This window comes from Falsihalocynthiibacter sp. S25ZX9, from assembly GCF_041205405.1.
Lineage (GTDB): Bacteria > Pseudomonadota > Alphaproteobacteria > Rhodobacterales > Rhodobacteraceae > Falsihalocynthiibacter > Falsihalocynthiibacter arcticus.
This window is the reverse complement of the sequence record NZ_JBGFCD010000018.1, coordinates 1-14,546: the sequence shown is the minus strand read 5'-3', so window position 1 is coordinate 14,546 and position 14,546 is coordinate 1. Positions and strand designations below refer to the sequence as shown.

The 14,546-nt window shown below is 50.8% G+C and carries 14 protein-coding genes and 3 pseudogenes; 11 read left to right on the top strand and 6 right to left on the bottom strand.

The window, feature by feature from the left end; all coding sequences use genetic code 11:
• Positions 1-4: 4 nt before the first annotated feature.
• Positions 5-838: an HTH-type transcriptional regulator BhcR gene (gene bhcR, locus AB9F29_RS17840; protein ID WP_369756630.1), complete on the top strand. Its 834-nt coding sequence runs from the start codon at positions 5-7 to the stop codon at positions 836-838.
• Between the two features lie 31 nt (positions 839-869).
• Here bhcR and AB9F29_RS17835 read toward each other — a convergent pair whose 3' ends face one another.
• Positions 870-2,105: a urate hydroxylase PuuD gene (locus AB9F29_RS17835; protein ID WP_369756629.1), complete on the bottom strand. Its 1,236-nt coding sequence runs from the start codon at positions 2,103-2,105 to the stop codon at positions 870-872.
• Between the two features lie 99 nt (positions 2,106-2,204).
• Between AB9F29_RS17835 and AB9F29_RS17830 the strand changes: the two genes are divergently transcribed.
• Positions 2,205-3,134 (top strand): LysR family transcriptional regulator, encoded by a 930-nt coding sequence (locus AB9F29_RS17830; protein ID WP_369756628.1) that lies wholly within the window; start codon positions 2,205-2,207, stop codon positions 3,132-3,134.
• Here AB9F29_RS17830 and uraH read toward each other — a convergent pair.
• Entirely contained in the window at positions 3,119-3,472 is a 354-nt protein-coding gene (uraH, locus tag AB9F29_RS17825) for a hydroxyisourate hydrolase (protein ID WP_369756627.1), read from the bottom strand. The two genes, AB9F29_RS17830 and uraH, sit on opposite strands and share 16 nt — an antisense overlap.
• Positions 3,473-3,635: 163 nt before the next feature.
• On the opposite strand from uraH, the gene puuE reads away from it, so the two are divergent.
• The 3 genes from puuE to AB9F29_RS17810 are packed head-to-tail and all read left to right on the top strand — an operon-like array spanning position 3,636 to position 7,022.
• Complete coding sequence (gene puuE, locus AB9F29_RS17820) at positions 3,636-5,048, top strand: allantoinase PuuE (protein WP_369756626.1); 1,413 nt, start codon at positions 3,636-3,638, stop codon at positions 5,046-5,048.
• A complete protein-coding gene (locus tag AB9F29_RS17815) occupies positions 5,045-5,524 on the top strand; it encodes an ureidoglycolate lyase (RefSeq protein ID WP_369756625.1) in 480 nt (159 codons plus the stop codon). Before puuE ends, AB9F29_RS17815 begins: the two co-directional genes overlap by 4 nt.
• 55 nt (positions 5,525-5,579) lie before the next feature.
• On the top strand, positions 5,580-7,022 hold the full coding sequence (locus AB9F29_RS17810) for a solute carrier family 23 protein (RefSeq protein ID WP_039003043.1): 1,443 nt from the start codon (positions 5,580-5,582) through the stop codon (positions 7,020-7,022).
• A 69-nt stretch (positions 7,023-7,091) separates the two neighbouring features.
• Here the strand turns inward: AB9F29_RS17810 and AB9F29_RS17805 are convergent, their stop codons facing one another.
• Positions 7,092-7,925 (bottom strand): bifunctional allantoicase/(S)-ureidoglycine aminohydrolase, encoded by an 834-nt coding sequence (locus tag AB9F29_RS17805; protein ID WP_369756624.1) that lies wholly within the window; start codon positions 7,923-7,925, stop codon positions 7,092-7,094.
• 321 nt (positions 7,926-8,246) lie between these two features.
• Between AB9F29_RS17805 and AB9F29_RS17800 the strand changes: the two genes are divergently transcribed.
• The 4 genes and pseudogenes from AB9F29_RS17800 to AB9F29_RS17785 all read left to right on the top strand — a co-directional run bounded on the left by AB9F29_RS17800 (position 8,247) and on the right by AB9F29_RS17785 (position 9,977).
• Positions 8,247-8,489 carry a type II toxin-antitoxin system ParD family antitoxin gene (locus AB9F29_RS17800; RefSeq protein WP_369756623.1) on the top strand — a complete coding sequence of 81 codons (243 nt, stop codon included), beginning with the start codon at positions 8,247-8,249 and terminating at the stop codon, positions 8,487-8,489.
• The gene (locus tag AB9F29_RS17795) at positions 8,479-8,778 is read left to right on the top strand and encodes a type II toxin-antitoxin system RelE/ParE family toxin (RefSeq protein WP_369756622.1); all 300 of its coding nucleotides are present in this window, start codon (positions 8,479-8,481) and stop codon (positions 8,776-8,778) included. Before AB9F29_RS17800 ends, AB9F29_RS17795 begins: the two co-directional genes overlap by 11 nt.
• 172 nt (positions 8,779-8,950) lie before the next feature.
• Positions 8,951-9,181 (top strand): annotated as a pseudogene (locus tag AB9F29_RS17790) (IS6 family transposase); the annotation flags it as partial.
• Between the two features lie 48 nt (positions 9,182-9,229).
• A pseudogene (locus AB9F29_RS17785) lies at positions 9,230-9,977 on the top strand (IS6 family transposase).
• A gap of 873 nt (positions 9,978-10,850) precedes the next feature.
• Here AB9F29_RS17785 and AB9F29_RS17780 read toward each other — a convergent pair.
• A complete protein-coding gene (locus AB9F29_RS17780; RefSeq protein WP_369756621.1) occupies positions 10,851-11,768 on the bottom strand; it encodes a fatty acid desaturase in 918 nt (305 codons plus the stop codon).
• A 214-nt stretch (positions 11,769-11,982) separates the two neighbouring features.
• On the opposite strand from AB9F29_RS17780, the gene AB9F29_RS17775 reads away from it, so the two are divergent.
• Positions 11,983-12,900: a LysR family transcriptional regulator ArgP gene (locus AB9F29_RS17775; RefSeq protein WP_369756620.1), complete on the top strand. Its 918-nt coding sequence runs from the start codon at positions 11,983-11,985 to the stop codon at positions 12,898-12,900.
• A gap of 73 nt (positions 12,901-12,973) precedes the next feature.
• On the opposite strand, the gene AB9F29_RS17770 is transcribed toward AB9F29_RS17775, so the two are convergent.
• Positions 12,974-13,459 carry a hypothetical protein gene (locus AB9F29_RS17770; RefSeq protein WP_369756619.1) on the bottom strand — a complete coding sequence of 162 codons (486 nt, stop codon included), beginning with the start codon at positions 13,457-13,459 and terminating at the stop codon, positions 12,974-12,976.
• Between the two features lie 682 nt (positions 13,460-14,141).
• On the bottom strand, positions 14,142-14,270 hold the full coding sequence (locus tag AB9F29_RS17765; RefSeq protein ID WP_369756618.1) for a hypothetical protein: 129 nt from the start codon (positions 14,268-14,270) through the stop codon (positions 14,142-14,144).
• A gap of 15 nt (positions 14,271-14,285) precedes the next feature.
• On the opposite strand from AB9F29_RS17765, the pseudogene AB9F29_RS17760 reads away from it, so the two are divergent.
• A pseudogene (locus tag AB9F29_RS17760) lies at positions 14,286-14,510 on the top strand (DDE-type integrase/transposase/recombinase); the annotation flags it as partial.
• Positions 14,511-14,546: the final 36 nt, after the last annotated feature.

Genomic DNA, 14,546 nt, shown 5'->3' with positions numbered 1-14,546 from the left:
TCCGATGATTCCTCAGGATGACAAGAATCAAGGCCCCCGAAAACCCCGTGGCCGTCCGCGCGATTGGCATGATAAAACGGCGCAGAATACGATCAAGTCTCTGGATCGCGCCATGGAGGTTTTCGAATTTCTGAGTGATACGCAGGGCAAAGCTTTGACGACGCTTGCGAGTGATCTCAACCAATCCCCTTCCACGGTCTATCGCATTCTGGTGACTTTGGAGACGCGGGGTCTCGTGGAATTCGATCAGGTGGATCAGGTTTGGCATATCGGGGCGCGCGCCTTTGTGATCGGATCGCGTTTTCTTCGGCGCACAAGTCTGGTTGAGCGCGCACGTCCGCACCTTAGGGCGCTGATGGAGAAAACAGGCGAAACTGCCAATCTCGGCATTCGGCAACATGGGCGGGTGTTGTTTGTCAGTCAGGTGGAAACTGATGCCACTATTCGCGCCTTTTTCCCGCCCGGAACATTGTCACGGTTGCACGCGTCCGGCATCGGAAAAGCGCTTTTGGCGGAAATGGACCCGGATCGCATTGAAAAGTTAATCAGTGACGAACCGCTCGAACGCTTTACCGAGTTCACATTGACCGATCGGGATGCCCTCATGGAAGACCTGCGGATCACGCGGGAGCGGGGCTATTCCCTTGATGGCGAGGAGCGCAATTTGGGCATGCGTTGCATCGCGGCGCCCGTTTTTGACATTCATGGCGAGGCGCTTGCGGGGATCTCTGTTTCGGGCCCAACGTCGCGGGTTGGTGTTGAGCAAATTCCCGAACTAAGCGAGGCCGTCTTGGTCGCCGCGAGAAATTTGTCGGCTTCAATTGGCGGTAAATCCTAAAGTCAAAGCCAACTCCCGCGAGTGCGGCTTGTTATTCGCTTCTGCGCGCTTCCTTCACCCACGCAACGATGATTGCGCGGGATTCTTCGTCCATCTGGATTGCATTGGGCGGTGGCATCGCGTGGCTCACGCCTGCTTGGATGTAAATTTGACTTGCGTGTTTAGCGACATCCCCGACCGTTTCTAGATAGACGCCCTTGGGGGCCCATTTCATATTGCCCCAAGCAGGTTCGCGCGCGTGACACATGGAGCAGTTCCCGATGACCGTATCATAGGCCTCCTCAAAACCTTCCGCGGAGGCAAACTTCTCCTCATAGGGGGTTAACGGCCGTGCCTCGGCATCTTCCCAAGTTTCGGTTGGGCGTACTGAGGAAAGCCACGCGATGAGGATCATCAACATAACCGTCACACCCCACGTCCACGTCGGGCCTTTGCCCGTGGCATGCATCGTATTGAAATAATGACGAATAGTTACGCCTGTCAGGAAAATAAGGCTCGCGATAATCCATGCGTATTGCGTTCCAAACGACAGGGGATAATGGGTCGACAGCATCAGGAACACGACGGGCAGCGTCAGATAGTTGTTATGGGTGGAGCGCAGCTTGGCGATTTTACCGTATTTGGCATCAGGCGTGCGCCCGGCTTTGAGGTCGGCCACAACGATGCGTTGGTTCGGCATGATTTGGAAAAACACATTCGCCGTCATGATCGTTGCCGTGAACGCGCCCAGATGGAGCAAGGCGGCGCGTCCTGTGAAAATCTGATTATAGCCCCAAGACATCACAACAAGAATGACGAACAACAGCAACATCAGCAGCGTTGGATGCTCGCCCAATTTGGATTTGCACATGAAGTCATAGGCCAGCCAGCCAATCGAAAGGGAGCCCGCAGAAATTAGGATACCTTGCCAAAGTGTGAGCTCAGCTTTGGTCGGATCAAGCAGGAACAATTCGCCGCCAACCCAGTAGATGATCATCATTAGGGCCGCGCCGGACACCCAAGTGATATAGCTCTGCCATTTATGCCAAATCAGGTGTTCAGGCATGTTTTCAGGTGCAACGAGATATTTCTGAATGTGGTAAAAGCCGCCGCCATGCACTTGCCATTCTTCGCCATGCGCGCCGACGGGCATGTTTGGCGCCTTCTTCAGGCCAAGATCAAGCGCGATAAAAAAGAACGACGCGCCAATCCACGCCATGGCGGTCACGACATGTAGCCAGCGGACGGAAAACGCGATCCATTCCCACATCACAGATAGATCATACATTGAAATCTCCCAAGTTTCGAATTCTAGAGCACTCTAGACGACTGGTTATTGTTCTGGTATTGTTGCAAAACACCATGCTGTATCAAAAAAAACAAAACAATGTCATATCTTGATAACATCCGTACCTTTGTGCGCGTTTATGAACTGGGAAGCATGTCGGCCGCAGGTCGTGATCTGCGCATTTCCCCAGCAGTGACATCCTCTCGAATCTCACAACTCGAAGAACACCTTAGCATCAGATTGTTTCAGCGCACCACACGTAGTCTGACCCCAACGGAGCATGGGCGGGCTTTTTACGGCGGGGCATGTGAAATTCTAGAAACGGTTGAAAACGCAGAAGCGCAGGTGGTTAACATCACCGACAATCCAAAAGGGTCGCTTTATGTCGCGGCTCCGCTTGGGGTTGGGCGTCGGTTGATAGCGCCGCAAGTTCCGGGATTTTTGGCCGAATACCCAGAGGTCAACGTTCGGTTGCGCCTTTCCGATCGCAAGGTTGATTTGACCACTGAAGGGTTGGACCTCGCATTTTTTTTGGGACAACCCGAAGACAGCGAATTGCGGATTCGGAAAATCGCCGACGTGGAGCGCGTTTTATGCGCCGCACCTTCTTATATTGAAACGCATGGAAATCCCCTATCGGGCGAAGAGCTTGAGTCCGAACGCCATGAATGTTTGAGCCTGCGGTTCCCTGGCGCGACAGAGTTTCAATGGCGATTGATGACGCCCGAGGGGCCAAAGAAATTCCGCACAGCGGGGCGCTATGAGTCAGACGATGGCGATGTTTTGACGGATTGGGCCCTCGCGGGGAACGGAATTGCGATGAAACCCGTCTTTGAGGTGTTCGATCATATCAAGGCAGGCCGCCTTGTGCCCGTTGCTTTGAAAACACCGCCTGAACCTATTCAAATGGCGTGTCTCTTTACCCATCGCAGACGACAAGATCCGAAGACAAGGCTGTTCATGGAGTATGTAATCGAGCGGATTAGTACCGTCGTGCGCGACAGGTCTTTGGCTCAGCTGCCACGGTAAGTGGAATATCCAAACGGAGACAGCAGGAGGGGCACATGATAATGTGTGGCCTCCGACATGCCAAACCGCAGGGGGATCACATTCAGAAACCGTGGTTCTTCGGCTGGGATACCGATGGCATCAAAATAGTCGCCCGCGTGGAACACCAGTTCGTATTCACCCAATTCAAAAGCATCGGCAGGCAGGATTTGCGTGTCCGTGCGCCCGTCACTATTTGTAACGAGCGTTTTAAGATGGGTGCGCGTCTCGCCGTCGAGTTTAAAAAGGTCAATCTTGAGGCCCTGCGCCGGTTTGCCAAGTGCCGTGTCGAGCACGTGAGTTGTTAGATATCCGGTCATTGAGGCTACTCCGCATCACTTTTTTGTTCAAAGGCTGACCTATTTATAGGCTGAGTGCACCCTCTTAGGCAAATCCGAACAATAAGAGACACCTTCGCATTTTTTTTGATAAAGTTCACGTTGTTTTGAATTACAGTTCCCTAAAACGTAAAAGGAAGCCTAAATGACCCACTACCCTCGTGACATGACTGGATATGGTGCGAACCCACCCGCGGCGAATTGGCCGAACGGGGCGAAGATCGCCGTGCAAATTGTGTTGAATTATGAGGAGGGTGGCGAGAATAACGTGCTTCACGGAGATGCGGCATCCGAGGCTTTTCTGTCTGAAATCACAGGTGCACAGCCTTGGCAGGGGCAACGTCATTGGAACATGGAGTCGATCTATGAATATGGATCGCGGGCCGGTTTTTGGCGCGTTCACCGTATGTTAAGTGACCTTCCCGTGACGGTTTATGGTGTCGCGACGGCCTTGGCGCGGGCACCCGAACAGGTTGCGGCGATGAAGGCTTCGGGTTGGGAAATTGCCAGTCACGGGTTGAAATGGGTCGAGCATAAAGACATGTCCGAGGACGAAGAACGCGCGCAAATTGCCCAAGCGATTCAGCTGCACCGCGAAGTCACAGGCGCTGCGCCGCGCGGCTGGTATACGGGGCGCTGCTCCAACAACACGATACGTTTGGCGGCCGAAACGGGCCAGTTTGACTATGTTGCCGACAGCTATGCGGATGACCTGCCGTATTGGATGAACTTCGACGGGCGGGACCAGCAAATCGTGCCTTACACGATGGATTGCAACGATATGCGCTTCGCCATTCAGGCGGGTTTTACCAATGGCGGTCAGTTTGAATCCTACCTTAAGGACAGCTTTGATGTGCTTTATGAGGAGGGTGTCGCGGGCGCGCCTAAGATGTTGTCGATTGGTCTGCACTGTCGTTTGATCGGTCGACCCGGTCGCGCCGCAGCATTGCGCCGTGTCATTGAGCATTTCAAATCCCACGAAGGCGTTTGGTTTGCGACCCGCCTTGAGATAGCCCAACATTGGGCCAAGGAGCACCCCCCGATGCACCAAAAACGTCCATCCGAAATGAGCCGTGAAACCTTTGTTTCCGAGTATGGCGGCATTTTTGAACACAGCCCTTGGATTGCCGAAGACGCGTATGGGCTGGAATTAGGGCCAACACATGATACCGCACAGGGCGTTCACCAAATGCTGGCGCGGGTGTTCCGGTCAGCGCCCGACGACAAGCGCCTTAGTGTTCTAACCGCGCACCCCGATCTGGCGGGGAAATTGGCAGCGGCAAAACGACTGACTGCGGAATCCACCGCCGAGCAAGCCTCTGTGGGGCTGAATGAATTGACGGATGCGGAGCGTACAACTTTCAGCAAGTTGAACGATGGCTACACGTCGAAGTTTGGATTTCCGTTCATTATTGCGGTGCGGGATAATAATAAGGCGTCGATCATGGACGCCTTTAAGCGTCGGATCGAAAATGATCGGCCAGCGGAATTTGAGGAGGCCTGTCGTCAGGTCGAACGCATTGCCGAACTTCGCTTGCTTGAGAAATTTGCAGCATGATCATTAAGGTTCAACCCCTCACCGCCGAGGCCTTTGCGCCTTATGGCGATATCTTGGACGCATCAGGCGCGCCAGACAAACTGATCAATCAGGGGAGATGCGGGCGGTACCACGACAAGGCCCAACTCGATTTTTCAGATGGCAAGGCGGGGATCAGTATCTTCAAGGGGGAAAAGGAAACGCTGCCGTTGGCGCTGAAAATGCTTGAGCGGCACCCCGAGGGGAGCCAAGCTTTTGTGCCGATGTCTGCGGACCCGTTTCTAGTGGTTGTTGCAAGAGATGCGGGCGGGGTACCCAAAGATCCGCGCGCCTTTCTGACGCAAGCTGGTGAGGCGATCAATCTTCATCGAGGGACGTGGCATGGTGTTTTGACACCCTTGTCGGAACCCGGATTATTTGCGGTTGTTGACCGCATCGGAGAAGGGGCGAACCTAGAAGAGCATTGGTTCGATTCAGAATACACAATCGAAAATTAAAATAATGGGTCGGCGGAAAGTCGGCTTAAAACAGCGAACGGGGAGACATGAATAAATGGCAGATACATCCATAGGGACACCGGAACAGCTCCGAGATCCAAATTACACACCGGCACTCCATCGCGCCATTCCACTGGGAATTCAGCACGTCTTGGCGATGTTTGTTTCGAACGTGACTCCAGCGATCATTATCGCGGGGGCGGCTGGATTTGGGTTTGGGTCTGATGCAGGGGCACAGGGCTTTCCCGACATGACCTATCTCATTCAGATGTCGATGCTCTTTGCGGGCGTGGCAACCTTGTTTCAAACCATCGGTTTCGGACCAGTTGGCGCGCGTCTTCCCATCGTTCAGGGAACGAGCTTTGCTTTCATTCCAATCATGATACCGTTGGTCGCAGGCAAAGGCGTGGAAGCGCTGCCTGCGCTCTTTGGTGGCGTTGTTATTGGGGGGCTATTCCACACCTTTATCGCAACCTTCATCGGTAAAATCCGTTTCGCTTTGCCGCCCTTGGTGACCGGCCTCGTGGTTACGATGATTGGTTTGGCTCTCGTGAAGGTTGGCATTCAATATGCCGCTGGAGGTGTTCCCGCCATCGACCAGCCTGAGTATGGCTCGCTTCTGAACTGGTCGGCTGCCCTTGTCGTGATCTTTGTGACCTTGGGGTTGAAGTTTTATGCAAAGGGTATGTTGGCTGTCTCGGCGGTGGTGATTGGTATTATCGTTGGGTATTTCTACGCTATGATGATGGGCATGGTTACACTTGAAGGCGTCGCCACAAGCTGGAGCCGCGCAGCACCTGTCGCTTTCCCAGTGCCCTTCAAATACGGTATTGAGTTTAGTTTTGCCGCGATTATTGGCTTCTGCCTGATGGCATTTGTCTCCGCCGTTGAAACGGTGGGCGATGTTTCTGGGATCACCAAAGGTGGCGCAGGTCGCGAAGCAACTGACAAGGAAATCACCGGCGCAACCTATGCGGATGGTCTCGGTTCCACAGTTGCCGGTGTCTTTGGTGGCTTCCCGAACACATCCTTTAGCCAGAACGTTGGCCTGATTGCGATGACGGGCGTTATGAGCCGCCATGTTGTGACAATCGGCGCGATCTTCTTAATCATTTGCGGTATGATCCCAAAAGTTGGTGCAGTGATCCGCACGGTCCCGATTGAAGTTTTGGGTGGTGGCGTGATTGTTATGTTTGGCATGGTTGTGGCCGCTGGTATTTCGATGCTGTCGGATGTGAACTGGAACCGCCGCAACATGGTGATCTTTGCGATCGCTCTGTCAGTTGGTTTAGGTCTTCAGCTTGAGCCAAAAGCGGTTCAATACCTGCCAGACACGCTGCGCATCCTGATGACATCTGGTTTGTTGCCGGCTGCGTTGATTGCGATTGTTCTGAACCTTATCTTGCCAGAAGCCCTGTCAGATGAATCCACGGAGGAAGTTTCTGGTGGACTCGCGGGGCACAGCCGCGGCTCCTTGCCTAAAGACGATCACGCTTAAGGACCTATGGTAGAACTAAAAATGGCCCGATATCCATCGGGCCATTTTTGTTTGAACTTTTGAGGGTCGTTAGCGGCCAGACAATGCGCGAAGTCCCATGTGGCGATTGACGTCTTTGTAGAGCAAATACCGAAATCTACCCGGACCGCCCGCATAGCACGCCTGTGGGCAGAACGCGCGGAGCCACATGTAATCACCGGCTTCGACCTCAACCCAGTCGCTGTTCAACCGATAGACAGCCTTGCCCTCCAAAACATACAGGCCATGTTCCATCACATGGGTTTCAAGAAAGGGAATGACCGCGCCGGGTTCGAACGTCACGACCGTGACATGCATGTCGTGGCGCAAATCTGATGGATCGACGAAGCGCGTTGTGCCCCATTTCCCATCCGTCTTGGGCATAATTGTCGGCGCAATGTCTTTCTCGTTCGCGATGATTACCTCGGGGTGCGCCAGCCCCGGAACCGCCTCATAGGCCTTGCGGATCCAATGAAACCTCAGGATATCGTCCGATTTGTTGTGCAGAGTCCACTTTGTCGATGGTGGCAAAAACGCATAGCCACCTGGCTCCAAGATGTGGTCTGCACCGTCAACATTTAATGTCGCTTGGCCCTCAACAATAAAAAGCACGCCCTCGGCACCGGGGTCGATCTCTGGCTGATCTGACCCGCCACCGGGCGCGACTTCCATAATGTATTGCGAGAAGGTTTCGGAAAATCCACTCATGGGGCGCGCAATTACCCAAAGCCGTGTTTCGTCCCAAAATGGCAGAAAGCTGGTGACGATATCGCGCATCGTTCCCTTGGGAATAACGGCATAGGCGTCCGTAAAGACAGCCCGATCTGTCAGAAGTTGCTCCTGACCAGGGTGCCCACCAGTTGGGGCGTAATACTTGGCTGACATGCATTTTCCTTTTGCGTTATAACTCGTCCAAGCATGGCTAAACAACCGAGCAGGGACCACCTAGAAATTCATTACAGCACCTTTCGGCTTTTTTTGACAGTTTCGCAGAATACTCAAAAATAACTTAAAACCAGACGCTGATCATCGCGCCCAAAAAGTCTAAACAGCGCGATCACGGTGCCGACTCGGTATATTCTGCGGGGGCTCTAGCGGCATCAATGCCGTTTAGTTTTATCTTCTGGCATGGATAAATTTGCAGAGAGTAAAAATTTTTGACATTTGGCAATCTTTGCCATAATGTTGATGGTTAGGAGGCGCAGTATGGCGACAATGAACGTATCTCTTCCAGAGCAAATGAAGTCTTGGGTCGAAAACCAGTCTCAGGGTGGCCGCTTTGCCAACTCCAGTGATTACGTGCGGGACTTAATCCGCCGCGATCAGGAGCGAGGGGCAGCTATTGCTGAGTTGCAGGCGGCAATTGACGCGGGTTTGAAGAGTGGTCCTGCCGCACCGTTTGATCCAGCGGTCTTCAAGCAGAAAATGCATCAAACCCTTGACACATAGGCATTTTCTACGGCCACTTGCCGAACAAGATGTCGCTGAAATCTGGACCGACGGGGCACAGCGTTGGGATCTCGATCAAGCTGACGCCTATTTTGACGGTATGATGAGCCTATTTGATCTGTTGAGCGAGCAGCCGGAGATCGCCCGCCTGAGGCATGAGTTTAAACCACCGATAAGACTGCACATCTATCGCTCTCACATAGTCATTTTTGAGACAGTCGAAACGGGGATTGCAATTATTAGAGTTTTACATCAACGAAGAAATATCCTCGCGTTGCTTGAAGAATAGCCAAACCGTAGCACTCAATCGGCCAACTGCAAATGCACAGAGTTTTCAAAGTAGCCACAATATCCAGAAAAGGTAGTGTCAGAGGAAATCCGATTGTGAAAAGTAGGATCATTTCGTAGCTTCGGCGATAACAAAAGGCTCTCCCTTTCGCTAATTCAAAACGAGCCCCGAGATTATTCGCCTTGCGGTGATGCTCTATGTCCGATTTCCGCTCTTACTTCGAAACGTGGAGGATTTACTCCACGAACGAGGGAACGACGTCAGCCATGAGACGGTCCGGTTTTGGTGGAACAGGTTGGGTCCAATGTTCGCATCGGAAATTCGTCGGAGACGGGTTAGTAGGATGCGATGTTACTCGAATTGGCAATGGCACCTAGACGAGGTTTTTGTGAAGATGAACGGCGGGTATTGCCAAGTTGTTTGTCGCGTTTGATTTGGCTATCGCCCTCTGATGAATATTCCAACTGATATGTCGCGCCTAAAGGGCTTCCGTTATCCTCGTGAGGTCATTGAGTGCGCTGTCTGGGCGTACCACCGGTTAGCCCTGAGCACAGCTGATGTTGAAGACCTGTTGGCAGCGCGGGGTGTGATTGTCAGCCGGGAAACAGTCCGGCTCTGGGTCAATCGTTTTGGTCGACATTTTTCAGATTGCATCCGTCGGGACCGACCGCGACCGAACGACAAGTGGCTTATGGACGAAGTGGTGATCACGATCCGTGGCAAGAAGCACTGGCTGTGGCGCGCGATCGACGCGAGGGGAGACGTTCTTGATATTCTAGTACAAACGCGCCGGAATGCCAAAGCGGCAAGGCGGTTTTTCCAAAGATTGGTAGCCCGGTTTTGCGAACCAAGGGTCGTCATCACGGACAAGTTGCGCAGCTACATCAAACCGATCAAGGTGCTGGCCCGGGACGCAGACCACCGCGCCCACAAAGGCTTAAACAACGCGATCGAGGTGTCGCACCGGCCGACCCGAAAACTAGAGAAAATAATGGGCCGGTTCAAATCCCACCGCCAAGCTCAGAGGTTTCTATCCGCGCATGACCACCCTCTCATTGCTGCAAGCAGCAACTGCCGGGCAACGGATCAACCTGATCTTTCGGCCTCGTCGCTACCAACTCACCGCAACCTCATACCGCCACGCCCGCTCAGATGCGTTCAGCCTCTGGGCCGATTACATAGCTGAAATGGCAGCATGATCTACCCTTAGACAATCCCTCAAAATCTGTAGCCAACAACTTGGCAATACCCTTGGAGCCAATGAAGAAGAAGCGAGCGGAAATCCATCCATTGCCCGACAGGCGATTGCAAAGCAATCTGCCGAAAGGGGGGGGGCTCGCGGCGACGATACTTCGGGCCGCATTCAGAAGCCGGATATACGTCAGCACTCGTGAAGCCAATCCAGCTCTAACTAAGGCGTTGCAAAAAGGCGGGGTCCATGTCCATCCACACATGACACCACCGATGCAAACATTCGCGTCTTTGGCCCAAATGACCGAATTGGCAGCATTTCCATTTTTGCACAAACACACTGTTTCCAAAATTGCGCTTTGATATAAATCAAACTAATGCAATATTAGTATTTGTGATGCTTAGTAGTAGCAGCATAAGTAACGAGTTGAATTTATTAAGTAGCGAGTTGTAAAGAGTATGAATAGAATTAACGAGTTGAAGAGTTATGCTGTGTTCCTGCCCAGAGACGGGGCCGCAAATGATCCCAAAAAGATTTGGTTTCCTAAGTCTTCGACAGCTAAAAAGATTTCGCCGCTAGAGACCAGAATTCGAGGGTGCCTAGCGACTTTGACTTTGTTGAAGTCATTGCGAATGCCTGTGAGCCTCCCATGGTTTGAAACTCTTGTATTTATTGTTTTGATCTTGGGAACACGGACACAGCTCTAACAGGCACTTCTATTTGTGTATTTAAGTTAGTCCTTTTATTTGTGTATTTTGAGATAGAGTCGCCCCCAAAAGGGGCGACTTTTTAATGACGGGAAGACACGCTTCGTAATTTCACCAAGCGGAAAAAGCTTCTCGCGCCATAGAACTGAAAACCATCAGTAATTTTCTTGTTCCTAGGATGCGTCGGCTGCCAGTTGAACTATCGATCTGTGTGTTGGAAGCACCGCATGTTGTTTGCTTTGGTAAGAGGCATCTTCGGAAAGCGCTACGTGGGCGGTTTCAAGATGTCGTGCTGGGACGTTTGGAAAAAGATGATGCACTAGGTGAAAGCAATCATTCCGCGGGAAAAACAATAACCGCACGGGAAGCGGAGCCAGAACATTGCGAGAAGCTTCAAGCTCGTCTTCTGCGCCTACAATTCCAGCGTGATCCAGACAGTCTGTCCAAAAATTCAATGTCGGAAAGATGTAAAACATTGGTAGCAAGACAAAGAATGCCGACGTCGCAGGATAGAAGATCGAGAAGACAAATATCGTCACCAATAGAACCATTTTGATTCCGAAGAATAACCGACCGTCACCACCTGAAAGATTGACGCCAGAATACATCTTTAGGTGGCGTCCCAGCAATGGGGTTACAATATGCTGAAGAATTGTTTTCCTAGTCAGGGGTCTGTGCAAACCAAACTTTTCAATCGGTCCCATTTCACGGTCATGGGCATAGTCACCGAGATGTGCGTGGTGAGAAAGGTGATCGTCTTTGTAATGCTGAAAACACCCAGACAGGAGCGAAGAACACAGTCTGCCAATAGCCACGTTGTCTTCACGGTGCTCTGAAAAGGATGAATGCGTGCATTCGTGAACAATGTTGTTTAGCCCACGTAGTCGCGTGCCAATAAACACCGAGGTCAGGATCATCAGAAAAACTGTTCCCACAGACAATGTTAATGACAAAAGATAATGCCCTAGAAATATACCAGCCAACACTTGTGCTAGATACATCCCAACGATTACCCATGAACCGAGGCGAGAATATTTAGTCATTCCGAAGAATTGACGCGAGAATTGATGACGTAATTGCTGCCCAGACATATGTGCTCCTAGTACTGTTTGGAAACAATCATTACCGCTAAGTGCCATTGTTGAATAGCTTTTTTTGACACGAGGTTCCGACCGCTGCTCAAAAACAATCAGAGTTGCTAATAAATAGCTTGGAGAATCAGGGCAGAAATCAACATTTAGATTGATTTTCTTAACGACATACTAACATTGTATTAGGAACTCTAATGAAAAAAGTTGTTCTGACATGCAATATGATTATGATTCATTGCTCGCTTTAGATGCGGTTGTACGAGAAGGCGGCTTTGATGCAGCTGCAAAAGCGCTCGAAGTGACGCAATCTGCGGTCAGCCAGAGAATCAAACAGCTTGAGGATAGGGTCGGCACAGTTCTGATTGTCCGCGGTCGCCCGTGTGTTCCAACTGAAATCGGGTTGCAATTGTGCCAGCATTTTGAACAGGTAACTCTGTTACAACACGAACTAGCTGATCGAATGAGCAATCTGATAGACCGATCTGGTGTAAATGCGGCAACGGTCCGAATTGCGGTAAACAATGACAGTCTCGCAACATGGTTTCCATATGTGATGAAACGCGCTGTAAACGACCTTAACGTGCAAATTGAGATCACCCCAGACGATCAGGAGCACACGGAAAAGAGCCTGAAATCTGGCGACGCACTCGCGGTTATCACAGACGTCGAAAAGCCTGTGCAAGGATGTCGTCGGATATCGCTTGGTGCAATGGAATATATAGCTGTGGCTTCGGCTGAATTTTATGATGCAAATTTTAAAAAAGGGGTAACGCTCGACACGATTGAAAACACCGCATGTCTAGCGTTCAATCGAAAGGATACAATACAGGATCAGTGGATGAAGCAGTGTTTTGGCAGATCTGTAAAAACGTTAACCCATATGGTGCCTTCATATGAAGGATATGTCGCATGTTGCCTGAATGGTACCGGTTGGGGTCTGGTGCCGGGGATCGCTGGATTGCCCTATTTGGAAAGTGGTGAGCTTATAGAACTGGTTTCCAATGAACGAATTCAGATTTCCCTACATTGGCAATCTAGTACGCAGTCGAGCGAAATATTACGGCGGCTCGGAGAAATTGTGAAAGAAGAGGCGCTAATTCACTTAATGCCAGATAGCTTTCGGACCATGTAATGCGAAACCTGTCTTAGAATACAGATTGCTGCACTTGGTCGTAGATCGTTTTTGCGAAGGCTATGCTCCAGAGTTATCGCTCACACGGTAAGTGGGAATAATCGGTCGGGTGTTCTTCGTTCAGATAGAATCTTACACCAAATCTGTCGCCGTCCAAGAAAAGCCTGTTGATAAGACGGGTATTCAATAGTCGTTTCACACTTTTACCGACGGTGAACACAACTTCATTTTTTGCACTCAAAACTTTAGTTGCACTATTCACATCATACGGATTGTAGATAGCAATGTTTTCGATCGTGACGGTTTTCTTGCCTGCCTCCGCCGCTACCTTAACAAATTTTCGGATTGTAGATAGCTGCTTACGTGGACCTAAATCTTTTATGCTGCCCCAGCTGATAGAAACCGAGCTCAGTGTTTCGTCAAACTTTGGAACTTGTCGCTTCTTTTTGAAAGCTTGATCTGCGTTTACTTTACTCGTTTTTTGATGCGGCGACGCGGCACGATTTTGTAGATCTTTGGTCGCCGGCACGACAGAAAAGTGCTCTAGTTGATGTTGCATATTAATTCCCCAGTTTGTATAGAAACGCCCTTAAATTAGATGAAGATGTTTTGATCTGTGCGGCAGGACCGAAAAACCGATCTAGTTGTCGCATGTGCAAACCCACTGGACATGTTGAGGTCTGGGCGACTTGTTTTTGCGTGAGAATTTGACTCGATGCTGTTCAATGCAGCATCACGACGTGAACGAGCTATTGTGATAAAGTTGGAATTCATGGTGTTCTCCTGAGTGTTAAGATTTTGTATCTGCCATCTCAGGTTGTAGTAATTCGGACAATTGTAGAGTCTTTTTCCAAAAACAAACTATTTCCGAATCAGTTGTAGTCGGACACATTTTGAACAAGATTTGAAATTTTCGGAACAATCAGGGCAAATTGTAGGCTAGAAATGCCTTTTTTTTGCCATAGTTCGCCAATTTTAAGGGCAAAGTTCAAAAACTCTGCAGATAGAATTCGTCAATACGCCGTCATATTTGAGGCGAAATTTGGCCTAAACACCGAATCATAGCACCCTAATCACAATCATTAGCGCATCTTATGAATTATAAGTAAACCATCAAATCCTTCACCGATGAGTAAGATATCAAATTTGCAGCAAACAGACTGAGCAACCCGACTTGCGCTGGCTTTTCGATTTTTCCTGCTGAGCTTAGCCCCAAACTCCTTCCAGCTTGCACCGAGACCCTAGAGTGAAATGTCGCGGCGCAGTTGAAACAAACCACTTTGCCCCGCAGAACCGTCGTCCATGCGCAGCGCTGCGAAGGTCCGCCGTCCGCCTTTACTGTCGTCGACGCGTGCAGTTGGTACTGTCATGTCTGGACGTATATGGGTCGCTGGAAAAACAATCGCGCTGAGAATTCACACTTGCCGTTCCGACGACGAGAACGTGCCATGCAGCGCTTCCGTCGAATGCGAAGTTTGCAGAAATTTACCTCCGTTCATGCATCCGTTTTCAACCACTTCAATCAGGAGCGCAGCCTTTCCCAAAGAGATCATTTCAAAGCCAATCGCACTGCCGCGCTCACAGAGTGGCGCGGTCTTTGTGCGGCATAAACGGGCAGGGGTACTGGCCTGGCCGAGACGAGTTCG

Bases quoted from the DNA above. Each gene is read 5' to 3' on its own strand.
- bhcR (WP_369756630.1), top strand. From the start codon at position 5: ATGATTCCTCAGGATGACAAGAATCAAGGCCCCCGAAAACCCCGTGGC.
- AB9F29_RS17835 (WP_369756629.1), bottom strand. From the start codon at position 2,105: ATGTATGATCTATCTGTGATGTGGGAATGGATCGCGTTTTCCGTCCGC.
- AB9F29_RS17830 (WP_369756628.1), top strand. From the start codon at position 2,205: ATGTCATATCTTGATAACATCCGTACCTTTGTGCGCGTTTATGAACTG.
- uraH (WP_369756627.1), bottom strand. From the start codon at position 3,472: ATGACCGGATATCTAACAACTCACGTGCTCGACACGGCACTTGGCAAA.
- puuE (WP_369756626.1), top strand. From the start codon at position 3,636: ATGACCCACTACCCTCGTGACATGACTGGATATGGTGCGAACCCACCC.
- AB9F29_RS17815 (WP_369756625.1), top strand. From the start codon at position 5,045: ATGATCATTAAGGTTCAACCCCTCACCGCCGAGGCCTTTGCGCCTTAT.
- AB9F29_RS17810 (WP_039003043.1), top strand. From the start codon at position 5,580: ATGGCAGATACATCCATAGGGACACCGGAACAGCTCCGAGATCCAAAT.
- AB9F29_RS17805 (WP_369756624.1), bottom strand. From the start codon at position 7,925: ATGTCAGCCAAGTATTACGCCCCAACTGGTGGGCACCCTGGTCAGGAG.
- AB9F29_RS17800 (WP_369756623.1), top strand. From the start codon at position 8,247: ATGGCGACAATGAACGTATCTCTTCCAGAGCAAATGAAGTCTTGGGTC.
- AB9F29_RS17780 (WP_369756621.1), bottom strand. From the start codon at position 11,768: ATGTCTGGGCAGCAATTACGTCATCAATTCTCGCGTCAATTCTTCGGA.
- AB9F29_RS17775 (WP_369756620.1), top strand. From the start codon at position 11,983: ATGCAATATGATTATGATTCATTGCTCGCTTTAGATGCGGTTGTACGA.
- AB9F29_RS17770 (WP_369756619.1), bottom strand. From the start codon at position 13,459: ATGCAACATCAACTAGAGCACTTTTCTGTCGTGCCGGCGACCAAAGAT.
- AB9F29_RS17765 (WP_369756618.1), bottom strand. From the start codon at position 14,270: ATGACAGTACCAACTGCACGCGTCGACGACAGTAAAGGCGGACGGCGG.